At 65.8% G+C, this 22,449-nt stretch carries 18 protein-coding genes; 10 read left to right on the top strand and 8 right to left on the bottom strand.

Features of this window, described 5'->3' with window-relative positions; all coding sequences use genetic code 11:
* Window positions 1-8: 8 nt before the first annotated feature.
* Window positions 9-956 carry a DNA-3-methyladenine glycosylase family protein gene (locus ACQP2U_RS41725; RefSeq protein ID WP_433712661.1) on the bottom strand — a complete coding sequence of 316 codons (948 nt, stop codon included), beginning with the start codon at window positions 954-956 and terminating at the stop codon, window positions 9-11.
* A 313-nt stretch (window positions 957-1,269) separates the two neighbouring features.
* The gene (locus tag ACQP2U_RS41730) at window positions 1,270-4,032 is read right to left on the bottom strand and encodes an FAD-binding and (Fe-S)-binding domain-containing protein (protein WP_433716776.1); all 2,763 of its coding nucleotides are present in this window, start codon (window positions 4,030-4,032) and stop codon (window positions 1,270-1,272) included.
* Between the two features lie 280 nt (window positions 4,033-4,312).
* On the opposite strand from ACQP2U_RS41730, the gene ACQP2U_RS41735 reads away from it, so the two are divergent.
* Window positions 4,313-6,193 carry an ABC transporter ATP-binding protein gene (locus ACQP2U_RS41735; protein WP_433712663.1) on the top strand — a complete coding sequence of 627 codons (1,881 nt, stop codon included), beginning with the start codon at window positions 4,313-4,315 and terminating at the stop codon, window positions 6,191-6,193.
* Between the two features lie 42 nt (window positions 6,194-6,235).
* On the opposite strand, the gene ACQP2U_RS41740 is transcribed toward ACQP2U_RS41735, so the two are convergent.
* Window positions 6,236-7,231 (bottom strand): oxidoreductase, encoded by a 996-nt coding sequence (locus ACQP2U_RS41740; RefSeq protein WP_397031027.1) that lies wholly within the window; start codon window positions 7,229-7,231, stop codon window positions 6,236-6,238.
* Between the two features lie 57 nt (window positions 7,232-7,288).
* On the bottom strand, window positions 7,289-8,359 hold the full coding sequence (locus ACQP2U_RS41745) for a DNA polymerase IV (protein ID WP_433712664.1): 1,071 nt from the start codon (window positions 8,357-8,359) through the stop codon (window positions 7,289-7,291).
* A 119-nt stretch (window positions 8,360-8,478) separates the two neighbouring features.
* Between ACQP2U_RS41745 and ACQP2U_RS41750 the strand changes: the two genes are divergently transcribed.
* The 3 genes from ACQP2U_RS41750 to ACQP2U_RS41760 are packed head-to-tail and all read left to right on the top strand — an operon-like array spanning window position 8,479 to window position 10,155.
* On the top strand, window positions 8,479-9,078 hold the full coding sequence (locus tag ACQP2U_RS41750; RefSeq protein ID WP_433712665.1) for a DUF1707 SHOCT-like domain-containing protein: 600 nt from the start codon (window positions 8,479-8,481) through the stop codon (window positions 9,076-9,078).
* 60 nt (window positions 9,079-9,138) lie between these two features.
* Window positions 9,139-9,699, top strand: a complete 561-nt coding sequence (locus ACQP2U_RS41755; RefSeq protein ID WP_433712666.1) for a TetR/AcrR family transcriptional regulator — start codon at window positions 9,139-9,141, stop codon at window positions 9,697-9,699.
* A gap of 12 nt (window positions 9,700-9,711) precedes the next feature.
* Entirely contained in the window at window positions 9,712-10,155 is a 444-nt protein-coding gene (locus ACQP2U_RS41760; protein WP_433712667.1) for a PaaI family thioesterase, read from the top strand.
* A gap of 47 nt (window positions 10,156-10,202) precedes the next feature.
* Here ACQP2U_RS41760 and ACQP2U_RS41765 read toward each other — a convergent pair whose 3' ends face one another.
* Both ACQP2U_RS41765 and lon read right to left on the bottom strand, forming a co-directional pair.
* Window positions 10,203-11,822 (bottom strand): FAD-dependent monooxygenase, encoded by a 1,620-nt coding sequence (locus ACQP2U_RS41765; protein WP_433712668.1) that lies wholly within the window; start codon window positions 11,820-11,822, stop codon window positions 10,203-10,205.
* A gap of 107 nt (window positions 11,823-11,929) precedes the next feature.
* Entirely contained in the window at window positions 11,930-14,263 is a 2,334-nt protein-coding gene (gene lon / locus ACQP2U_RS41770; RefSeq protein ID WP_433716777.1) for an endopeptidase La, read from the bottom strand.
* A gap of 239 nt (window positions 14,264-14,502) precedes the next feature.
* On the opposite strand from lon, the gene ACQP2U_RS41775 reads away from it, so the two are divergent.
* The 6 genes from ACQP2U_RS41775 to ACQP2U_RS41800 all read left to right on the top strand — a co-directional run bounded on the left by ACQP2U_RS41775 (window position 14,503) and on the right by ACQP2U_RS41800 (window position 20,230).
* Entirely contained in the window at window positions 14,503-15,858 is a 1,356-nt protein-coding gene (locus tag ACQP2U_RS41775) for a hypothetical protein (protein ID WP_433712669.1), read from the top strand.
* A gap of 130 nt (window positions 15,859-15,988) precedes the next feature.
* Window positions 15,989-16,774: a TIGR03084 family metal-binding protein gene (locus tag ACQP2U_RS41780; protein WP_433712670.1), complete on the top strand. Its 786-nt coding sequence runs from the start codon at window positions 15,989-15,991 to the stop codon at window positions 16,772-16,774.
* Window positions 16,775-17,111: 337 nt separating this feature from the next.
* A complete protein-coding gene (locus tag ACQP2U_RS41785) occupies window positions 17,112-17,822 on the top strand; it encodes a hypothetical protein (protein ID WP_433712671.1) in 711 nt (236 codons plus the stop codon).
* A gap of 18 nt (window positions 17,823-17,840) precedes the next feature.
* Window positions 17,841-19,019, top strand: coding sequence for an L-2-hydroxyglutarate oxidase (gene lhgO / locus ACQP2U_RS41790; protein WP_433712672.1), 1,179 nt, complete (start codon window positions 17,841-17,843; stop codon window positions 19,017-19,019).
* Window positions 19,020-19,170: 151 nt separating this feature from the next.
* On the top strand, window positions 19,171-19,641 hold the full coding sequence (locus ACQP2U_RS41795; RefSeq protein ID WP_433712673.1) for an SRPBCC family protein: 471 nt from the start codon (window positions 19,171-19,173) through the stop codon (window positions 19,639-19,641).
* 10 nt (window positions 19,642-19,651) lie between these two features.
* A complete protein-coding gene (locus ACQP2U_RS41800; RefSeq protein ID WP_433712674.1) occupies window positions 19,652-20,230 on the top strand; it encodes a ribonuclease H family protein in 579 nt (192 codons plus the stop codon).
* 101 nt (window positions 20,231-20,331) lie between these two features.
* Here the strand turns inward: ACQP2U_RS41800 and ACQP2U_RS41805 are convergent, their stop codons facing one another.
* Together ACQP2U_RS41805 and ACQP2U_RS41810 are read right to left on the bottom strand one after the other, a co-directional pair.
* Window positions 20,332-21,066 (bottom strand): hypothetical protein, encoded by a 735-nt coding sequence (locus ACQP2U_RS41805; protein WP_433712676.1) that lies wholly within the window; start codon window positions 21,064-21,066, stop codon window positions 20,332-20,334.
* Between the two features lie 183 nt (window positions 21,067-21,249).
* Window positions 21,250-22,428 carry an MlaD family protein gene (locus ACQP2U_RS41810; RefSeq protein WP_433712677.1) on the bottom strand — a complete coding sequence of 393 codons (1,179 nt, stop codon included), beginning with the start codon at window positions 22,426-22,428 and terminating at the stop codon, window positions 21,250-21,252.
* Between the last annotated feature and the right edge of the window lie 21 nt (window positions 22,429-22,449).

A 22,449-nucleotide genomic window follows, 5' to 3' on the forward strand; every position in this document is an offset into this window, starting at 1 on the left:
GGATCCGTTCAGTGCCAGGTGTGATCGGTGAACGGGGTGCGCGGGCCGAACTTCGGCTTGTGCGCGTAACCGCTGATCTCCAGCAGGCGGACGGCCCGATAGCGATGTGGCCGTAGCGGTTCCAGATATTCGATCATGGCGTCGTCGTCGATGGGCTCGCCGAGCAGCGTCCAGCCGACGATGGCAGCCAAGTGGTAGTCGCCGACCGAGAGGGCATCCGCGTCGCCGAAGGCGCGCTGCCCGATCTCGGCGGCGGTCCACACCCCGATACCGGGCACCGTGCGCAGGCGACGGGCGGCTTCGGCCGGACTTTCGGCCGCCGCACGTTCCAGCGCGTCCGCCACCCTGGCCGCGCGCACGATCGTCTGCGCGCGCTGTGGTCCGACATTGGCGCGATGCCAGGTCCAGGACGGGATCCTGCGCCAGGTGTCGGCATCGGGTGGCAACAGCAGTCCGGCGGGTGCTGGGCCGGGCGCGGGAGATCCGAACTGTCGCACCAGCTTTCGCCAGGACGCGCGAGCGGAGACGGTGTGCACCTTCTGTTCCAGCACGGCAGGTACCAAGGCTTCGAATACCAGGCCGGTGCGCAGCATGCGCAGTCCGGGGAAACGGCGGTGCGCGTCGACGAGCTTCGGATGTTCGGGGGCGAAGTCGGAGACATCCTCGTCCAGGCACAGCATGTGGTCCAGACCGTCGAGGAATTCGGCCGCACCCGGACCCCAGGCGCGGGCGTCGACGGTGTGGCGATCGCCCTGGGTCAGGCGGTAGGTGACCGGGCCAGCGGGCATCCGGGAGGCATGCCAGTGCGCGCCATCGTGGGTGACCTGGTGACATGGGTCGCCGTGGCCGCGGGAAAGGGGCGCTAGAGTGGACGCGAGGTCGATGGGCCGTTCGGCCGTGATCGTCCTGGTCAGGCTGGTCGGGCTCAGGTCCGGCGCGGCCGTCTGATTGCGCACCGCCTCATTGTGCCCCGGAAGGTGTGCGGCGAGCACGCCGGCCTGCAATGTTGCCCGGCTCGCAATTGTTTCGGCCCGAATGTGCGATTTTCCATACGGATTCGGCATAACCGCAGATACCCGCCATTTTGTAACACGACGAATAAGTGCGGCGATATTGTTGCGTTCGGCAAACAGATGGCAGTCGCCATAACGGAGGTATGAAATGATCACCAACGTGCTCAACTGGTTGCTCAATGCCTGGGGCGGGGTTTCCGCGGGCAGCTCGGGCTACCAGATTCCGCCCGGCACGCTGCCGTTCGGCAGCTGAGTCTCATTCGCCGAGCAGGAATTGCGCGAGGTGTAGCCCTAGGCGGCCGCTCAGCTGCATGGCCTGGGTTCGGCACGAGAACCCATCGGCTATCAAGATCGAATCGCCGTCGGCATTCCGCAATGCCGGGAGCAAGCCATTCTCGGCAACCGCGACCGAAATGTCGTAATGGCCGGATTGCATTCCGAAGTTTCCGGCCAGACCGCAGCATCCGGTGACCTCTGTCACATTTATCCGCATGCTGGCTAATAGTCGGCGATCTTCGTCGAAGCCGAGTACGGCATGGTGATGGCAATGCGGTTGGACGACTACCGACTGTCCCGGTCGCGCTGGCGGCCGCCAGTTCGGCTGTTCGGCAAGGAATTCGGCGAGGGTGCGCACGGCGGCGGCGGTCGCGGCAGCGCGTGGGTCCTCCGGTAGCAGTTCCGGCAGATCCACGCGCAGCACCGCGGTGCAGGACGGCTCGAGGCCGACGATAATGCCGCCGCCGCGCACATGCTCGTCCAGTTCGGCCAATGCCGCGCGCAGCCGGGCCCGAGCGCCATCGAGTTGTCCGGTACTGATCCAGGTGAGGCCGCAGCACACGCGTCGCCGTGGTATGCGGACTCGGTAGCCGAGGGATTCCATCAGTTGTACTGCGGCCTGGGCGACCTCGGGGTCGAAGGCATCGGTGAAGGTGTCGATCCACAGCAGCACGTCGGGGGCCCCGCCCGACTCGCCCCGGGCCTGCCAGATCCTGCGGAAACTGCGGTCGGCGAGTCGCGGTAGGTCACGTCTCGGATCAATTCCGCCCACGCGCAAGCCGATTCGACGCAACCATCCGATTTCGGCCAGCGCGTTCGCGGCTCGCGGCATGCGACCCGCGACACCGAGCCAGCGCGGCAGCCATCCCAGAGCGTAGTGATCGATGGGCCGCGGCCGGTGCCGGTAGCGGCGGTGGAGTACCTCGGATTTATAGGTCGCCATATCGACCCCGGCCGGGCAGTCGGAGCGACATGCCTTGCAGGACAGGCACAGATCGAGCGATTCGGCGACCGCATCCGACGACCACGGGAGGGCGCCGCGCACCACCTCCTGCAGCACGCGCGCGCGGCCGCGGGTGCTGTCCTTCTCGTCGGCGGTGGCCAGATACGACGGGCACATGAAACCACCGGACGCGCGGGTGTCGGCGCGGCATTTGCCGATACCGACGCAGCGATGCACGGCGGTGGCGATATCGGCGTTGTCGTGCGGAAATGCGAAACCACGCCCACCGACCGGCCGCACTCCGACGAGCCGCAGATCGGAATCGATGGGCCGCGCAGCGACCAGGACGCCGGGGTTCAGCGCATCGTCCGGATCGAAAATCGCCTTGTATCCCGCGAATACGTCGAGTGCGTCCTGGGAGTACATAAGCGAGAGCAACTCCGAGCGGGCCCGGCCGTCGCCGTGCTCGCCGGACAGCGAACCGCCGTAGCGGACCACGAGCTCGGCCGCATCGTGAATGAAGTTCCGAAAGCGTTGCGGCGCATTCGCGATCGGCAGATCGAGGCGGACGTGGATACAGCCGTCGCCGACGTGACCGTAGAGCAGTCCGTCCACGCCGTGGTCTTTTGTCAGCGCGGCGAAGTCACGCAGATACGCACCGAGATGCTCCGGCGGGACGGCCGCATCCTCCCAGCCCGGCCAGGCCGGATGACCCGCCGGAGTGCGACCCGCCAGTCCGGCGCCCTCCGCCCTGATTCGCCACAGTGCCGCGGCGACACCGGGATCGGTGACGATCTTGGAGTCCAGTGCATCGACGGTCCGGCAAAGCTTCTCGGCCGCGGCATACGCCTCGGCGGGCGTATCACCGGCGGACTCGATGAACAGCCAACCGCTACCGCGCGGCAGTTGCGGCACAGCGCTGGTGGCCCCGCGATGTACGCGCACGATATCGACGAGTCGCGCATCGATGCCCTCCACGGCAATCGGGTCGCAGGCCATTACCGCCGCGACATCGTCTGCGGCCGTGGCGATATCGGGATAGCCGAGCACGGTGAGGACGGTTGCCCGCGGTAGCGGGACCAGATCTACCGTCGCTTCGAGCAGCAAACCGCAGGTCCCCTCGGTGCCGACGAATGACTTCGCGACCGCCGAACCACGTTCCGGCAGTAGATGTTCCAGCCCATAGCCGGAGGCCTGCCGATCGAATCGGCCGAGTTCGGTGCGGATCACCGCGAGACTCGACCTGGTGAATTCGGGTAGGCCCGGAATTTCGGACAGGTCGCCCGCAAGCGTCCGCTCGGCTCCCGTCCCATCGAGAATGCGCAGCTCACGCACATTATCCGAGGTGCGCCCCCACGCCACCGCATGCGGTCCGCACGCATTGTTGCCGATCATCCCGCCCAGCGTGCAGCGATTCTGCGTCGACGGATCGGGCCCGAACCGAAGCCCGTGCACCCCCGCCTTGCGCTGCAATTCGGCAAGGACGACACCGGGCTGGACGCGCGCGATGCGCTGTTGCGGATCCAGCTCACCGATGCCATTCATATACCGACTGAAATCCACCACGATCCCCGGCCCGACAGCATTACCCGCGACCGAAGTCCCCGCACCCCGCGCGGTAACCGTCAGACCATTACCGCGAGCGAATTCGAGCGTGCGCGCCACATCCTCGCCACCCCGCGGAAAGACGACCGCGACCGGGAGCACCCGATAGTTCGACGCATCGGAGGAGTACTCGGCACGCCGACGCAATGACGCGTCGACCTCACCCGCGATCTTGCGACGCAACGCATCGGGCATCTGGTCCTCACTCACCCCACCAGCCTATGCACGCACATCGGCGACCACGCGCCGCATCCGGCCCCTTTGTCCTGAGCCGTACTCTGCTCCGAATCGGTACTCATGTCCGGATCCGGACACCCTTGCCGGATCCGCACCCTGTGGCGGGTGCCGGGGACCGGGTGCGGTGGTTTCGCTGTACGCGGAATTCGGACGGAAACAGCTTGCACTCAACCATGGTTGAGGTCTTAGTGTCGGTGGCCAGGTGTTCGATGGGTGGGGAGCGAGAGGGAGCAGCACGGTGAGTATCGAATCGGTGGCCTGGAGCCAGATGTATCGGCGGGCGAACGCGCCGCAGGAGCAGCGGCCGTTCCGGCTCGCGACAGCGCGGCGCGTTCTGCGGTTCGCGCGGCCGCACCGTCGCCGAATCGGCGCGTTCTTGCTGTTCAGCGTGGTGTCCGCACTGCTCGCGGTGGCGACCCCGGTGCTGGCCGGTCGGGTGGTCAACGACATCGTCGGCGGCGCGGCGCCACGCGTCGTGGTGACCCTCGCTATTCTGATCGCCGGGCTCGCGGTGATCGATGCCGCGCTCGGGGTGATCATCCGCTGGCTGTCCTCGCGGATCGGTGAGGGGCTGATTCTGGATCTGCGCACGGCCGTGTTCGATCATGTGCAGAAAATGCCCGTCGCGTTCTTCACCCGGACCCGCACCGGCGCACTGGTCAGCCGCCTGAACAGCGATGTGATCGGGGCGCAGCGCGCGTTCAGCGACACGCTCTCCGGTGTCGTCACGAATCTGGTCACCCTCGCGCTCACCCTTGCCGTGATGGTCCGCATCTCCTGGCAGATCACACTGCTCGCGCTGGTGCTGCTGCCGGTTTTCGTGGTCCCGGTGCGACGGATGGGCAATCGCCTGGCCGCATTGCAGCGGGAAGCCGCTGGCCTCAATGCGGCCATGAGTACCCAGATGACCGAACGCTTCTCCGCACCCGGCGCGACGCTGGTGAAGCTGTTCGGACGACCGCAGCAGGAGTCGGACGAATTCGCGCTGCGGGCGCGTCGAGTGCGCGATATCGGAGTGCGCACGGCGATGCTGCAGACGGTTTTCGTCACCTCGCTGACCCTGGTCTCGGCGCTGGCGCTGGCGCTGGTCTACGGCCTCGGCGGATGGTACGCACTACGGGACCAGCTGGATGCCGGTGCGGTGGTGTCGCTTTCGCTGCTGCTGACCCGCCTCTACACACCGCTTACCGCATTGGCCAGCGCTCGGATGGAAATCATGTCCGCGCTGGTGAGCTTCGAGCGGGTCTTCGAGGTACTGGATCTGAAGCCACTGATCGAGGACGCACCGGATGCCGTCACGGTGCCCGAAGGCCCGGTCGCCGTGGAACTGGATAACGTCACCTTCGGCTACCCGTCGGCCGATAAAGTGTCGCTCGCCTCGCTGGAGGATGTCGCGACACTGGATACCCGCGGCGGGGTCGAGGTGCTGCACAATGTGTCGCTACGGGCCGAGCCCGGTCAGCTCGTCGCGCTGGTGGGTTCCTCGGGTGCCGGGAAATCCACTGTGGCCCAACTCGTCTCCCGCCTCTACGACGTAGATGGGGGAGCGGTGCGGCTGAACGGTACCGACGTGCGCGACCTGACCACCACCTCGATCCGAGACACCGTCGGCCTGGTCACCCAGGACGGCCACCTGTTCCACGACACCATCCGCGCCAATCTGCTGCTGGCCCGACCGGATGCGACCGAGGCCGAGCTGTGGGATGCGTTGCAGCGGGCCCGGTTACGTGAGCTGGTGACGTCACTGCAAGACGGCCTGGATACCGTCGTCGGCGAACGCGGCTACCGCCTCTCCGGCGGTGAACGCCAGCGACTGACTATTGCCAGGCTGCTGCTCAAGCAGCCACGCGTGGTGATCCTCGACGAAGCGACCGCCTCACTGGACTCGACCTCGGAAGCCGCTGTCCAAGAGGCGCTTTCCGAGGCGCTGGATGGCCGAACCGCCCTCGTCATCGCACATCGCCTCTCCACCATCCGCGCCGCCGACCAGATCCTGGTGCTCGAGGACGGCCGAATCGTGGAACGCGGCACGCACACCCAACTGCTCGCCGCCGACGGACGCTATGCCGAGCTGTACCGCACGCAGTTCGCGGACGAACCGGTCGAAGTCGCGGCCTGAACGCATCGAAGCCCGGCTAGAGCCGGGCTTCGATGCGTACTGTCAGAATTCCCCGGCGACGCCGAATACGGTGCGACCTGAGTGACCGCCATGCTGAATGGCGTGCAAGACCTTCTCGGCCTCGGTGATCGGAGCGAAGTTCTCGATGGTCGAAAGGTGTTGGGGTCGCAGCTCATCGGCGAGTCGAGCCCACAGCGCACGCCGCTTGTCGATCGGGACGTACGCGGAGTCGATGCCGAGCAGCGATACGCCACGGAGGATGAACGGCAGGACGGTGGTCGGCAGATCCGAGCCGCCGGTAAGCCCGCTGACCGCGACCGCACCGCCGTAGCCGATCGCGCTGAGGATATAGGCGAGGGATTTGCCGCCGACGCTGTCCACCGCACCGGCCCAGGTGGCTTTCGACAGTGGCCGCAGTTTCGCATCCGGATCCTCGGGCAGCCGGCCGATCACCTCGTTCGCGCCGAGTTCGGCCAGTCGATCACCCGCGTCGGTCTTCCCGGTCGAGGCGATCACCTCGAAGCCGAGGCCGGACAGGATATCGATGGCCACGCTGCCGACACCGCCCGTCGCCCCGGTGACCAGCACCGCGCCGGTCTCCGGAGTGAGTTCGTGATCGAGCAGACCCTGCACGCTGAGCGCGGCGGTGAAACCGGCGGTGCCGAGTGCGGCAGCGTCACGGGTGCTCAGACCGTCGAGCTTGACCACCCAGTCGGCGGGCACCCTCGCGTATTCGGCGAAGCCGCCGTGATGCGAAACGCCGATGTCGTAGCCGTGTGCCACCACCTGGTCACCGGGCGCGAAATCGTCGACCTCGGACGTGACGACCTCACCGGTGATATCTATGCCCGGGATGATCGGATAGTTCCGGACCACGCCACCGCCCGCGGTGATCGCCAGCCCGTCCTTGTAGTTCGCGCTCGAGTAGTGCACCTTGATCGTGACCTCACCCGGCCCGAGGAAGTCCTCGTTGACCTGCCGTCGCGTGAGCACGATCCCACTGTCCGATTCTTGTGCCACCATCGCCCAGAACTCCATGCCGACGAGCATACGAGCGTCGGCGGCCGCCGGGGTGGATCTTCGCCTCGGCCTCGGCTATTGCGGTAGGAGTTCGAGGCGGACGCCGAGCAGCCGGACCGGCCGATCGATGTCGAATCGGTCGATGATGCGCAAAGCGGTTTCCACAATGGCCGCGATATCGGTGGTCGGCTCGGGGAGTTTCTCCTGTTTGCTGCGGGTGTAGAAGGTATTGCTGCGGACGGTCACCGAGACGCGCAGCGGGATGCGGCCCGCGGCGGCCATCTCCTCGCCCACCTCGGTGGCCAGTCTCGCCACCTGTGTGCGGATCTCCTCGGGGTCGGTCAGGTCGTGTGGGAAGGTCTCGGATTTGCTGCGGCCCACCGGAACTCGAGGTTCGGTGGTGACATCGGTATCGCCCTTACCGTGGCCGAGCACCCAGAAGTACGGGCCGGTATTCGGACCGAATTCGGCGGCGAGGCGCTGGCGGTCGGCGGCCATCAGGTCGGCGACGGTTTCGATGCCGAGTTCGGACATTCGCGCGGCGATCCGGTTTCCGATGCCCCACAGTGCGTTCGTCGGACGATGCGCCATTACCTCGACCCAGTTCGCGGCGGTGAGCCGGAAGATGCCGGCCGCCGCACCATCGGTATCCGCGGGTGCGGCCGAGGATTTGCCAGCGGATTTGGCGAAGCCGGTCGCCAGCTTGGCGGTGAGCTTGTTGTCACCGATGCCGATCGCACATGTCAGCTCCAATTGCGCAATGGCGCTGCGGATATCGCGCGCGAGCTGCTCCGGATCGTCGGTATCGGCGGCGAGGAAGGCCTCGTCCCAACCCCACACCTCGACGCGGCCGGGAAAGGTCCGCAGCAGCGCCATGACCTCTTCGGAGGCCTCCTCATAGGTGGCCATATCCAGCGGCAGGAAGATCCCGTCGCGACATTTGCGTTTGGCCGAGCGCAAAGCCATCCCGGCGCGCACGCCGAATGCCCGGGCCGGATACGACGCGCAGGTCACCACCTTGCGCGGTTCGTCGGGATCACCATTGCCGCCGACGATGACCGGCAGGCCGCGCAGCTCCGGATGGCGGCGGAATTCCACCGCCGCCTGGAACTGGTCGAGATCGACGTGCAGCAGCCACCTGGGCATATATAGGTCTTACCGCATGACCATGACAAGCAGCGGAAATTGGCCACGAACGTCCATGGTCGACTCCGAAACGAGCCGTCCGTACGATTTCCGTCAGGACGAGCAAGGGGAGATGCCGCATGACCGACGCACCGGACAACCTGCCCGCGGTTCGGGTCGGCGATATCGATCGCGAGGTCGCGGCGAAGCAGCTGCAACTCGCTGTCGACGAGGGGCAACTCGATCTGCTCGAACTGGATAAACGGCTGGTAGCGGTCTATTCGGCGCAGACGGCACAGGAACTCGTCGCCATCACCGCCGATCTGCCGGTGATCGCCGCCGCACGCGAACCCATCGAACTGCGCACCAGCAGTGGGGCGCGGGCGAAGGTCGGCGCGTGGATCGTCCCGACCGAGATCACAGCTGAATGCAGCTCCGGCAGCATCAAAATCGACTTCACACAGGCACTGTGCCCGCATCGCGAGGTCGTGGTGCATGTCGCCGTGGGTTCCGGCAGGGTCCAATTGATCGTGCCGCGCGGCTGGCGGGTCGACCTCGATCGGGTGCAGGCCAGCAGCGGCACCGTCAAGAACAAGGCGACCGAGGGCAGTCTGCCCGGATCGCCGCTGCTCCGAGTCGACGGGGCGATCGGCTCTGGGGCCGTGGTGGCGAAGTATCCGCGCCCGCCGCGGCGATCGTTCCTGGCCTGGCTGCTGCGCCGGCCCCGTCCGACCGTCTGACCGTTCCGCGCTGACCGGCCGGGCATTGCGCCGCCTGCAAAACAGAACTAAATTCTGGTCATGAAGATTCGAGATCGGTTGCTGTTGGCGGCCGAGCGACAGTTCGCGGAACGGGGGACGCTCGAGACCACGCTGACCCAGATCCGCGATGCGGCGGGGGCCAGTGTCGGTGCGCTCTACCACCACTTTCCGGATAAGGCGGAGCTATATCGCGAGGTGTGGACGCATGCGCTCGCCGACTATCAGGAGCACTTCTGGGTGGTTGTCGGCGAAAGCACCGATGCACGCGCGGGGGTCACCGCGGGCGTTACCGAACATCTGCGGTGGGTTACCGAAAATCAGTACCGAGCAAAGGTTCTCACCTCGGCTCGGCCGCCCGGCGTCCGCGATAGCGACAGCAACCGCGAATTCTTGCGCAATGTATTGCGCTGGTGGCGTACCCACGCCCGCTACGGCGCGGTGCGCGATCTCGAGTTCGACCTTGTCTACGCACTGTGGCTCGGCCCGGCGCAGGAGTACTCGCGACACTGGCTCGGCGGTGAAATCCGCACCGCCCCAACCGATATCGCGCGCGACCTAGCCGATGCCGCCTGGCGGGCGCTGGGCACAACCAACGACTGAACGGAGTCATCCATGCCCACGATCACCCTCGACCTGGATCTCGCGAAGCAGGTGCTCGCCGCGCAGCCGTTCGCGCAGTTGGTCGGCACCGAGATCACCGCATTCGGCGACGGCGCGGCGACCCTCATCATTCCCGTCCGTCCCGAGCTGGGCCAGCAATTCGGCTTCGTACACGGCGGTGTGGTGTCCTACGCGGCCGACAACGCCCTCACCTTCGCCGCGGGCACGGTGCTCGGCGCCAATGTGCTGACCGGCGGCTTCACTATCACCTACCTGCGGCCTGCCGCCGGTACCCGGCTGCGCGCCGAAGCCACCGTCACCGGGTCTACGCGGCGGCAGGCCGTCGTCGCGTGCGAAATCTATGCCGAGACTGCGGACGCCGAACCAGTGCTGTGCGCGGTCGCCCAGGGCAATGCACGCTCCGTCGAGCGTGAACTAGGGGCCGACGGCAGCTGAGGTCCATTGCGGATCACTGCGCGGCACAACGGAAACGCCTCTCAGGATCAAGCCGTCGCCTTGGTGTCCAGCACCGACGCCGACCAGCCCATGAGCGACCGCAACATCGCGACCAGCGACCTGGGGTACAGGCCCTGATCGGAACGTGCCGCCACATGCCCGTCCGGACGCACCAGCAGCGCCCCACCCTCCGGCAGATCGGTGCAGGCACCCCATTCGGTGCCCAAGCCGTGCACCGCGATCTCGATACCGGTCTCGCGCTGCGCATCGGCCGCGGCATCGCGCCAGGCAGCCGAGTTCCCGGCGATCAGTATCGCGTAACCGGGTCCACAGAGATCCAAGGTCGAGGTGGTGTGCTCGGCGTCGAGCCACAGGTGCGGCAGTCGCGTTCCGACCTGTCCGGTCAGCCGATCGACGTGCGGTTCGACCCATTCGACGCAATCGGCTGGCTTACGCGATACCGCGCTCGACGCGTACCGGAAGCGCGACATAACCGCCCCGAAATCCAACCGCCGCGCCAAAAGCCCTGCGTTGTCAGGGGTTTCGATGCCGTAGCGGGTTTCGAAGTCGTCTCCGAGATTGGCCTGTTCGGCGGCGATGATCGCACGTGACCAGCGTTCGGCCTGATAGGAATCGAGCAGTGCGGGTCCGCCGGTACCCGAAAGCACGGCGGCCAGTTTCCAGGCCAGATTATGTGCGTCGGCGACACCGGTATTGCCGCCGAAACCACCCCACGGCGCGTGCCGGTGGGCGGCGTCACCGGCGAGGAAGACCCGGCCGCGCCGATACTCGTCGGCCACGAAACTGCCGGTGTCCCAAGCACTTCGCGCCAACACCTCGACCTCGATATCAGGCACGCCGATCGCGGCGCGGATCAGCTCGACGCAGCGTTCGTCCGGATAGTCCGCGGCCGTCTCACGGGTCGGATCGTATTCGAGCTGGAAGGACCATTCGTCGGTGTTGTTCTTGGATAAGACGAGTCCGCGCATGGTGTCGTTGCTGATCTCGCACTGGCTGAAGGTGCGACCGCCCAGCACCCCGGTAAGATCCGTCCGCACAAAGGCATTGATGTAGTAGCGCGTCGGCGGCAGCTCCCAGCCATCGATACCCAGTGCCCGACGGATCGGGCTGGCCGCACCGTCGGCCGCGATGAGGTAGTCGGCCCGGATTACCGAGCGGTGGCCCGACTCGTCACGCAGGGTTGTGGTGACACCCGCGTCATCGGTTTCGAAGTCGATGAGCTCGACCCCGAATCGGAGGTCACCACCGCGTTCGCGGGCCTGCTCCGCGAGCACCGGCTCGAGCAGTACCTGGGGCAGGAAGCAGAACTGCGACGAGCTGGGGTCGGCCGCCGCCATTGCCGCCCGCAAGTGACCGAGGTCGAGCGGCTCGGCGGTGATCAGGCTGGTGCCTCGGCTCGCGCCACCGGAGCTGCCCGCCCGCAGTGCGGTCGCGGCGGCCTGCTCGACCCGCCCCTCGACGCCGACCTGGCGGAACAGCTCGGAGGTCCTGGTGTGCAGGCCGCGGGCCTTGGGCAAGGCCGATACCTTGGTCCGTTTCTCGACGAGAACATAGGGGACATCGTGATATTCGAGGAACAGCGCGGCCGATAGTCCGACCAGGCCGCCGCCGACAACGAGAACGGGAATCCGCTGCGTAGAAGTCATGTCAGGATCATGTGCGCGCGGGCTTGCATCGCCCTTGCGTCGCGGTCACGGCGACCATGCATACGGAACGGGCCGTACCCGCAGGTACGGCCCGTCCGAGGCGAATATCAGGCGCTCGCCGCGAAGGCGGGAGTCGCCGCCGCCGGTTCGACGACCGGCTCGATGGCGTAGGCCAGGATGTCGGCCACATCGGCGACCGGGCGCACATCCAACGCGGCCAACACATCCGCGGGCACGTCATCCAGATCCGGCTCGTTGCGGGCTGGGATGAACACCGTCTTCAGACCCGCGCGCTGCGCTGCCATCAACTTCTGCTTCACCCCGCCGATCGGCAGCACCCGGCCGTTCAGCGTGACCTCACCGGTCATGCCGACATCCGCGCGCACCTGCCGACCGAGTGCCAGCGACACCAGGGCGGTGACCATGGTGACACCCGCCGAGGGCCCGTCCTTCGGCACCGCACCCGCCGGGAAGTGGATGTGGATATTGCGATCCAGCACCGACGGTTCGATGCCGATCTCCGCCAGGTGCGAGCGCACGTAGGTGAGGGCGATCTGCGCCGACTCCTTCATAACATCACCCAGCTGACCGGTCAGGGTGAGCGCACGCTCGCCCTCGGCACCATTGGCCTCGATGTAGAGCACATCGCCGCCGAGACCGGTGACCGCCAGACCCGTTGCCACACCGGGGACCGCGGTGCGTTCCACCGAATCCGGGGTGAAACGCGGGCGGCCAAGGTAGTCCTTCAGGTTGTCCAGATCGATGATCAGCGAGTCGTAGCCCAGCTCGGTGTCGTAACCCAGCGACACCACATTGTCGGCCGAAGCTTCGCCGTCCTCGGAAAGCCGAGTCGCGGCCTTGCGCAAGGCCTTCGCGATCAATCGCTCCATCTGCCGCACACCGGCTTCCCGGGTGTAGTTGGCCGCGACCTCACGCAGTGCCGCCTCGGTGATCGAAACCTCCTCGGCGGTAAGCGCATTGCGCTCCAGCTGCCGTGGCACCAGGAAGTCGCGGGCGATGGCCACCTTGTCGTCCTCGGTGTAACCGTCGACGGTGATCATTTCCATGCGGTCCAGCAGCGGACCGGGAATTGTCTCCATGACATTCGCGGTCGCGATGAACAGCACATCGGACAGGTCCAGATCCAGATCCAGGTAGTGATCGCGGAACGTGTGGTTCTGCGCCGGATCCAGCACCTCGAGCAGCGCCGCGGCCGGATCACCGCGGAAGTCCGAGCCGACCTTATCGATTTCGTCCAGCAGGACAACGGGATTCATCGATCCCGCCTCCTTGATGGCACGCACGATCCGGCCCGGCAGCGCGCCGACGTAGGTGCGCCGGTGACCACGGATCTCCGCCTCGTCGCGCACACCACCGAGGGCGACGCGAACGAACTTGCGGCCCATGGCCCGCGCCACCGACTCACCGAGCGAGGTCTTGCCGACACCGGGCGGGCCGACCAACGCGAGCACGGCGCCCGAACCACGTCCGCCGACGACCTCGAGTCCGCGCGCGGCGCGGCGGGAGCGCACGGCCAGGTACTCGACCATGCGATCCTTGACCTCGTCCAGGCCGTGGTGGTCGGCGTCCAGCACCGCGCGGGCGGCCGAAACATCGGTGCTATCCGTGGTTTTCACGGTCCACGGCAGGTCTAGGACGGTATCGAGCCAGGTCCGGATCCAGCCGGATTCCGGGCTCTGATCGCTGGCCCGCTCCAGTCGACCGACCTCGCGCAGCGCCTCGGCGCGCACGTCATCGGGCAGGTCGGCCTGCTCGACCCGGGTGCGGTAGTCGTCGGCGCCGTCGGGTTCGTCCTCGCCGAGTTCCTTGCGAATGGCATTGAGCTGCTGGCGCAGCAGGAATTCGCGTTGACTCTTCTCCATGCCCGCGCGGACATCTTCGCTGATCTTCTCGGTGACCTCGGCCTCGGCGATATGTGCCTTGGTCCACTCGATCAGCTTGGTCAAACGCTGTGCGGTATCGGGGGTTTCGAGCAGTTCACGCTTCTCGTCGGCGCTCAGGTACGGCGCGTAGCCCGCGGTATCGGCGATCGCCGACGGATCGGTCAGCTGATTGACCGCGTCGATGATCTGCCAGGCCTCTCGACGCTGCAGCACCGAAACGACCAGCTTCTTGTACTCGGCGGCAAGCTCTTTGGTGCGACCGTCGGCGGCGGGAGTTTCCACCGGTTCGGCCTCGACCCACAGCGCGGCACCCGGCCCGGTGACCCCGTGACCGATCTTGGCCCGCCGTTCGGCCTTCAGTACCGCGGCGGGCGCGCCACCGCGCATCCGGCCCACCTGTTCGATGGTGGCGACGACGCCGTAGGAGGCGTAGCCCTCGGTTAACCGGGGCGCGAGCAGCACCGCGTCGGTATCCGCGGCGCGCGCGGCGTCGATGGCGGCCTGCGCCGATTCGTCCAGTTCGATGGGCACGACCATGCCCGGCAGCACGATCGGATCGGTCAGGAACAGGACCGGCAGGTTCTGTGGTGTAGTCACGTGTTCGACCCTTCCAAAAGTTGAGCGATGCCCAGTCAACCCCGGGCGTTCCACGTTTGTTCCACACCGCCGCCCACGTTCGCTCACAGCGATCGGTCTCATTGACACCCGTCGGAGCCAATGAGAATGTTGGCAGCTAGATATCTCAGCACCTGGGCGGCTTTTAGGGGGATCCCACGATGACAACACTCACATCCGGAGTGTTCATCGATTGGGAAGAGCTGACCGGCCTGTCGAAGTTCTCCGTCGATCTGATCACCTTTCCGGTCTTCAGTGCGCTCGCCGGGTGGCTCACCAACTGGACCGGTGTGCTGATGCTGTTCTGGCCGGTCGTCTTTCGCGGAATTCGGATTCCCGGCCTCCAGGTGTTGTATCCATACTTTCCGCGCCGGGTCCAGGTGCTGCCGACGTTCTCCGGCGACGGCCGCCGGTTGGGATTCCAGGGATTTATTCCGGCGCGCGCGGAGAAGATGGCCAGTATTTGTGTCGACAAGGCGCTGATGCGCATCGGCAGTCCGCGGGATTTCATCCACGAGCTGGATCTGGAAAGTATTGCCGACTATCTCGCGCTACTGGCGAGCAAGCAGGTCAAACCGATCGTCGACCAGGTGATGTATCGCGAGAATCCGGACCTGTGGCGGGGCGTGCCGAGGGCGATGAAGCAGGTCATCTATCAGCGGGTGGACCGCGAATTGCCCGCATTGACCAGGCGGGCCTTCGAATCGCTCGGCGAGAATGTCGATCAGCTCATCGATATCAAATCCTTCGTCATTCGGTATCTGCAGGAAAACCCGTACATCCTCAAGGATCTGACGACCACCATCGCCGCCCCAGAATTGCGTTTCATGGTGCGCATCGGTCTGCTCGGTGCGCCGTTCGGGCTGCTGCTGGCACTGTATATGCATGTGCACCACACCATTCCGGTGTTCGGTTGGGTGCCGGGTTGGGTGATCGTGCTGCTTGTCTCGGCGGCGATCGGTGTGATCGTGAATGTCATCGCGGTCAAAATGGTCTTCGAACCGGGTGACCCGCAGCCGCGTTACAAGTATTTGTGGAAGCAGGCGCTGCTGGCCAAGCGGCAGCCGCAGGCGGCAACCGATCTCGCGCATATCCTCGCCTACCAGGTGCTGACGCTGCCGAACCTGTCCAAGGAGTTGCTCGACGGCCCGAACGGCGATAAGACCAGACAGCTGATCGAGCGGTTGGTCTCCGATGAGATCCATCGCCAACTCGGCCCTACGACGTCGATCGTGCGCGTCGCCTTCGGCCGCCGCCAATTCGACAATCTCAAGGTCGGCGCCGCGGGCGCGGCAGTCGGGTTGGCCCCGAGCCTGGTCGAGGACGAGGAGTTCACCCTCGAACAGGCCAAGAAGATCGACGAGTTCGCAGCGCGCAAGCTCCAGGACCTCACTCCGGGGGAGTTCATGGAGATGTTCTATGCCTCGGTCGAACAGGATGCGTGGCTGCTGTACCTGCACGGCGCACTGCTCGGCTTGGTGGTCGGCGCCGCGCACCTGACGATTTTCGGCTGGTAACCGGCCGGAATCCGGTCGACACCGAGGCTGCACCAAATACAAGCACGCATGCTTGCATTTTTTCTGGACCGCTGCGATGCTGAACCGCGACGGCGTACGAAGCAGTACACCTGGACGGGACAGGGATCAGATGGCCGACCTGAACGCGCTCCTGCGCGATTTCGCCGACGACTGCACGGAACTGGAACGGATCGTCGCGCCGCTGGCGGATTGGTCCACGCCGACACCCGCCCCCGGCTGGAGTATCGCCCATCAGATCGGCCATCTGGCCTGGACCGATGAGGTTGCCGCGCTGGCCGCCACCGATCCGGACGGTTTCGCGGAGCTGGTGGCGGAGGTGGGCCCGAAGGCATTCACCTTCGTCGACGAGGCCGCCGACGAGGCGTCCACCGCACCGGCCGCCGAACTGCTCGCCCGATGGCGTCGCGGCCGTGCCGCTCTGATCGAGGCCCTGCGAACGGTGCCCTCCGGCACCAAACTGCCGTGGTTCGGACCGCCGATGAGCCCGGCGTCCATGGTCAGCGCGCGGATGATGGAGACCTTCGCACACGGCCAGGACATCGCCGACGCACTCGGGCTGAGCAGGACACCGACCACCCGGCTGCGCACGGTCGCCCATATCGGCGTGCGGACCAGGGATTTCGCCTACACCGTGCGCGGCAAGACCGTGCCCACCGAGGAATTCCGGGTCGAACTCACGGCACCGGATGGCGGCGTGTGGTCCTGGGGTCCCGAGGACGCCGCACAGTATGTGACCGGTCCGGCACTGGACTTCTGCCTGCTGGTGACGCAGCGCCGTCACCGTGACGATCTGGCGTTGGACGCGGTGGGTGCGGACGCCGCCGAATGGCTCACCATCGCACAGGCTTTCGCGGGACCGACGGGGGACGGGCGGTCGGCGGGCCAGTTCGCCTGACCCGCCGAATCGGGTCCGACCGGAACGCAGGTGCGGGCGAGCGCCACACTTGGGTGCGCCGTTCGTGTCGGCCGGACGCCGTTGGCCGGGTGTCTCGATGTGGCAGTCGAGAATGGCGCTCGCCAGCCAAGTATATTTACCCGCTTGTCAGCTGGTGGAAACATCGACGACGCCATCCGCTCGAGTTCGGTATCGCGGGCGTCACCCGGCTTTGTGATGCTGATCTCTTCCATGCGGTGCTATCTGCGGCTGCCCCGGTAACCTGGACAAGCGTACGGCTTTCAACGATGCGGGCCGCGCGGTGAGGGGTTCAGGGGCGGACGGAAAGGAACGCATCGTGGCATCACGTAAGCCTGCCCAGATCGCTCGGCATACCGCCATCGTGCTCGCCGGCACCGCCAGCCTCACTCTCACTGTCGCCTCCGGTGCCTACATCGTCCATCAGATGGCCGACGCCCAGCACGCCACCGACGATATCGCCGCACCACCCGTGGTCCGGATTCCGGATGTCGACACCGGCCGCGGACCCGTCCTCTCCGATGCCGTGCTGACCGGCGGAGGTCGCGATCTGCCCGCACTATTCGGCCGCTTTCCTGCCGAACCCAGTGACGGCACCATGAAAATCTCTCGAGCCCATACCGATTCGCCTGCCGCCACCGGAATCAGTGGCAAACTGCGCCTCGGCAGCGCCTATGTCGGCGCACAGCTGGTACCCGGGCGTGCGAATTCCGTCGCCTTCACCGTGGATACCAATGCGCTGACGGTACTGACAGATTTCCTGCTCACCGAACCGGTTCGGGACCGTCTCGGCATCCATGCCGACCCGGCCGCCGTCACCCAGGTGCGCACCGAGCTCGATACGCACAGCGGCGAAGTGATACTCACCTTCTCCGATCCGACCCTCGGCGAACACGGTGTGCGACTGAACCGCAATCCAGCGCCCAGCACCGAACACGCTGCGAGCGTTGAAGGTTCGGCCACTGAGGCATCGGTCGACGCCACCCCGAATCCGACCGTCACGACGGCGAACGACACCATCGCGATCTAGCCGCCTACGCTGCGTCCCATGTACGACTTCTGTGTCATCGGGGGCGGGATCGTCGGAGTCGCGACGGCGCATCGGATTCTGCGCCGTCATCCCGGTGCGAGCCTGGTGCTCGTCGACAAGGCCGACGCACTCGCGACGCATCAGACCGGGCACAACAGCGGCGTTATTCATTCCGGCATCTACTATCCGCCGGACAGTTTGAAGGCCCGCCTGTGCCGCAAGGGCGCCGCCTGGACGAAGGAATTCGCCGCCGCACACGATATTCCGTTCGAGGTCTGCGGAAAACTGCTGGTGGCCACCGATGCCGCCGAGTACCGGCGGATGATCGCGCTGCACGAACGCTCGGTCGCCAACGGCGTCGATGTCGAACTCATCGACACCGCCGAATTAACGCGCCGCGAACCGCATGTGACCGGTGTCGGCGCACTATTCGTACCCGCCACCGGCATCATCGACTTCACTCGCGTCACCACCGCACTCGCCGATGAGGTTCGAGCCGCGGGCGCTGAAATCGTGTTGAATGCCGAGGTCACCGCACTCACCGAAACCGCCGAGGCGGTCACCGCGGCGGGCCCCGCAGGTTCCTGGACCGCGCGCACGCTGGTTGTCTGCGCGGGTCTGCAGGCCGACCGCATGGCCGCTCTCGCCGGTCTGCGAAATGACTTCCGCGTCGTGCCGTTCCGCGGTGAGTATTACCAGCTACCGCCGAGCCGATCCGGACTGGTGCGCACGCTGATCTATCCGATTCCCGATCCGAATCTGCCTTTCCTCGGGGTGCATCTGAGCCCGATGATCGACGGCACCTTGACCGTCGGCCCCAATGCGGTGCTCGGACTGGCCAGGGAGGGCTACCGCAAGGGCAGCTTCGACGCCCGTGACGCCCGCGCGATGCTCGGGTTTCCCGGCTTCCACCGAGTCGCCCGCGCGCATGTGCGCACCGGACTGCGCGAATTGCGCAACTCCCTGTTCAAACGCGGCTACCTGGCCGAATGCCGACGGTACTGTCCGGAGCTGACGCTCGCTGACCTGCGACCGCGGGAGGCGGGCATCCGCGCGCAGGCGGTGCTGCGCGACGGCACCCTGGTGCACGACTTCCTGATCGAGCGCACTGCCCGCTCGATTCATGTGCTGAACGCTCCGTCACCCGCGGCGACCTCCGCTATGCCGATCGCCGAATACATCGTCGACCAACTGTGACCGCGCCGAGTTAGCTGGGTTGCGCGTTCCAGCAAACCAACCAACCACCCGGTCATCAATGTGGTAAGCCCGCCAACCAAATTTCCGGCAAACCCTCGAATAAAGAGGAGAGCTGTAGTACTTTTAGCGGCAGCCAACAGGGAGGGGCCCGATGGGCCACATCAAATACGCGAGCGACGTCGGAGCCCCGGTCGAGGTGGCCTTCACCTATACCGACAACCATCTGTTAGTACCGGATTGGATGTTCGCCGTCGCCGCGTTCGAGCCGAAAGGCGAGCTCGACCAGGGTCTCGGCGCGGTCTTCACGACTCGGATCAGGCTGGGACTGTGGCGGCCGACCGTCGAATGCGAGATTACCGAATACCGGCGCAACGTGGTGATCGGCTACACATTGCGCGGCCGGTTATCCGGGACTTTGACGCTGCGCTTCGACCCGCTCGGCTACGGGCGCTCGGTGCTGACCTCGGAAGCGGAGTACGCTCCACCGGGTGGGCTGTTCGGTCGGCCGTGCCTGCGTCCGGTGGATTTCGCCGTGCGCTCGGCATTGCGCCACACCGAATCCCAGTTGCGAAGGGAGATAGAGCAATTCCACGGTACCGATCTTGTCGGTCGGATTGCGTAGGGTGCCACCCATGATCATCGTGAGCACCGACGGATCCTGCCTCCGCAATCCCGGCGGCGCTATCGGCTGGGCTTGGGTCAATCACCAGGGCGGTTCACGCAGCGGGGGAGCCGCCACCGGAACCAATCAGGTCGCAGAGTTGCGCGCGCTATTGGAGGCGGTACTCGCACATCCCGGCGAGGAACCGCTGTTCATCGAGAGCGATTCGCTCTACGCGATCAAATGCGCCTCGGAGTGGATCTTCGGCTGGCGCACCAATGGCTGGCGCACCGCCAGCGGCGGCGCGGTGAAGAACGTCGAACTCATCAAACAGATCGACCGGGCCATCGCCTCCCGGCCGGGACCGGTTCGGTTCCGTTGGGTGCGTGGACATGTCGGCAACTACTACAACGAAATGGCCGACACCCTCGCGGGTGAGGCGGCCAGACAGGCCGCGGCGTCCGCAGCCGCCGGTGAGGTCTCGACCGCCGAGCTCCCCGAGCTGCAGCCGGTGCTCGAGGACTCCTCCGATAAGACCAAAAAATCCGCCCGGCCGCGGTCAGCGGGGAAGCCGGTCGCGCCAGCACCTCAGGCATTGACCCTGTTCTGAGTCCGCTGGGCGCGACCGGGTGCGAGACCGCCGGAAAGACCTCCGGGCGGGTGGTGCCATTCCCACCCGCCCGGAGGCGCTTTTCGGAGTAGATAATCCGATCAGTTGCCCATCTGCTTCAGGATGGGCAGGTCGAACTTGTTGACCAGCCACTTGTCGTCGACCTTTTTCAGCCCGGCCACCACCACGAGTTCCACCTTGCTCGGCGGCTTGTTCGCGGCGGCGATATTCACATTTGTGGTGGTCTGACCGATCACCACCAGCACATTCGCGTTCTCGGTATCGCCGGACTGGAAGCCGCACTGCATGTCGTAGGTGGACGAGGTGGCCTTTGCGTCGACCACGACACCCTTGAGGTCCTGGCCGAGCTTGGTGAACTGATCCTTCCAGTCACCGGTCGAGGCGGCATCCACCTTCTTCAGGTACTCGTCGATAGTCTGCGGATCGTAAGTGGAGATCAGCTTGCCGTAATTGCACGCGGCCGCGGTGGCGGCTTCGTGCGCGTCCAGCTCGTCGCCGCGATTGCTGGCCTGCCGGTAGAAGACCACGACGGCGGTGACCGCCGCGACAAGCAGCACACCGGCGACGAACGCCGCGATGATCGGGACCAGTGCGCCCCGGTCCTTGGCAACGGTCTGGGCCGGGGATTGCGCCGCGCCCTCGGCCAGCTTGTCCTGTGCTGGCTTCGGTGCGGACTTCGGGGTCGGCTCCGCGGCTACCGCATCGCCCGCCTTCCCGATTTCGACCGTCTTGTCCTCGGCGGGCGCATCCGGCTTGGCGTCCTCTTTCGGGGCATCCGGGTTCTCGTTCTCGGCGCCGACATCATCAGTGGCCATCGATACAATCCTGCACTTTCCCGGCGCACGTGAGCGCACCGATATTGCCTTCTCGGTCCGCTTCGGACGAACCGTTCGCACTCTGCGGGGGAGTATTCCCGGCCCGGGATCGCAGGCCATGGCCGGGGTAACTCACCATCGAATACGTACCGCTCGCTGCGTCAACTCACCGCAGTGTTCGGATCACCGCAGCGGCGGTGGGGTCATTTCATTGGGATCCGCACCCGGCGGCATTTGTGCGCCATTGTCCGGAATATTCGGCCGCGGCGCATTCGCCGAACCGCGAACCTGCAGTCCGGGCGGCGGATTCTCGCAGTAGTTCCACTTGGGCAGCGAGCCGTCCTGGACGACCTCATTGCGGATCGGCACATGCTTGTACTGGCAGATCGGCCTGACCCAGATATCGGCGACAGCGTGGAACTCATTGTCGTGCGCGGGCACACCAGCGGCGGACAACCCGATGTTCAGCGACGGGAACAGCGCCTGCAGCGCCGGAATCCGCAGCTGCGCGGCCCTGGTCATCGCCGCGAAGTTGGCCGCGAGACTGGTGATCGGATCGGCCGTCTTGTCCAGTACCGCACCGAGACTGGTCAGCTGTCCAGGTGCCTTCTCCAGCACGGCCTGCAATTCGGCGTTGGCATTGTTGAACTGATCGAACAACTGACCCGAATTGCGGGTCAGCGTCCCCAGATCCGGCTGCGCATTCGAGGTGGTATTCGCGATGGTGCGCAGGTTGGTAATCAGGTTCTGGGTCTGCGGCAGCAGATTGTCGAATCCGGCCATGGCCAGGCTGATGCCATTGACCATGCCGCGCAACTGATCCGGGCCACCGCTCAGTGCGGTATCCAGGTTGGCCAGGATGACACTGAACTTATCCGGATCGACCTGGGCGATCAGCGCGCTGGCGTTGTCGAGCACCGACCAGATCGGGGTCGGAGTCTTGATCTTCTCCGCATCGAATTCGATGACCGAGCCGTCCTTCAGGAACGGCGCCTGCTCGGTATTCGGCCGGAAGTCGATGTACTGCTCACCGGCGCCGGAAAGCGCGCCCACCGAGACCTTGGTATCGACCGGAATCTTGTACTTCGAGTCGATTTCGGCCTTCGCGGCGATGGACTGTCCGCGATCGACCAACTCGATGGAGGTCACCTTGCCGATGCGATAGCCGCGCAAGGTCACATCGTTGCCCGGCTGCAGACCGCCGGAGCGGTCCAGGTCCACCGTGACGGCGTAGGTCGACTTCAGCGGATTCACCCGCATGACGCTCACCAGCAGGTAGCTGGCGCCGACAATAAACACCAGGACCAGGCCGATGGTGGACAGCAGCATCTTGCGCCGCATCAGTTTGCCGAGCCAGCTCATGCCTGCACCTCGCTGGCGCTC

The sequence above is a fragment of the Nocardia sp. CA-084685 genome (assembly GCF_050955785.1).
GTDB lineage: Bacteria > Actinomycetota > Actinomycetes > Mycobacteriales > Mycobacteriaceae > Nocardia.

Coding starts and splice junctions, on each gene's coding strand:
- ACQP2U_RS41765 (WP_433712668.1), bottom strand. CDS start 11,822: ATGACTTCTACGCAGCGGATTCCCGTTCTCGTTGTCGGCGGCGGCCTG.
- ACQP2U_RS41795 (WP_433712673.1), top strand. CDS start 19,171: ATGGGCCACATCAAATACGCGAGCGACGTCGGAGCCCCGGTCGAGGTG.
- ACQP2U_RS41740 (WP_397031027.1), bottom strand. CDS start 7,231: ATGGAGTTCTGGGCGATGGTGGCACAAGAATCGGACAGTGGGATCGTG.
- ACQP2U_RS41800 (WP_433712674.1), top strand. CDS start 19,652: ATGATCATCGTGAGCACCGACGGATCCTGCCTCCGCAATCCCGGCGGC.
- lhgO (WP_433712672.1), top strand. CDS start 17,841: ATGTACGACTTCTGTGTCATCGGGGGCGGGATCGTCGGAGTCGCGACG.
- ACQP2U_RS41810 (WP_433712677.1), bottom strand. CDS start 22,428: ATGAGCTGGCTCGGCAAACTGATGCGGCGCAAGATGCTGCTGTCCACC.
- ACQP2U_RS41745 (WP_433712664.1), bottom strand. CDS start 8,359: ATGCCCAGGTGGCTGCTGCACGTCGATCTCGACCAGTTCCAGGCGGCG.
- ACQP2U_RS41750 (WP_433712665.1), top strand. CDS start 8,479: ATGACCGACGCACCGGACAACCTGCCCGCGGTTCGGGTCGGCGATATC.
- lon (WP_433716777.1), bottom strand. CDS start 14,263: ATGGTCGTGCCCATCGAACTGGACGAATCGGCGCAGGCCGCCATCGAC.
- ACQP2U_RS41805 (WP_433712676.1), bottom strand. CDS start 21,066: ATGGCCACTGATGATGTCGGCGCCGAGAACGAGAACCCGGATGCCCCG.
- ACQP2U_RS41775 (WP_433712669.1), top strand. CDS start 14,503: ATGACAACACTCACATCCGGAGTGTTCATCGATTGGGAAGAGCTGACC.
- ACQP2U_RS41780 (WP_433712670.1), top strand. CDS start 15,989: ATGGCCGACCTGAACGCGCTCCTGCGCGATTTCGCCGACGACTGCACG.
- ACQP2U_RS41760 (WP_433712667.1), top strand. CDS start 9,712: ATGCCCACGATCACCCTCGACCTGGATCTCGCGAAGCAGGTGCTCGCC.
- ACQP2U_RS41755 (WP_433712666.1), top strand. CDS start 9,139: ATGAAGATTCGAGATCGGTTGCTGTTGGCGGCCGAGCGACAGTTCGCG.
- ACQP2U_RS41730 (WP_433716776.1), bottom strand. CDS start 4,032: ATGCCCGATGCGTTGCGTCGCAAGATCGCGGGTGAGGTCGACGCGTCA.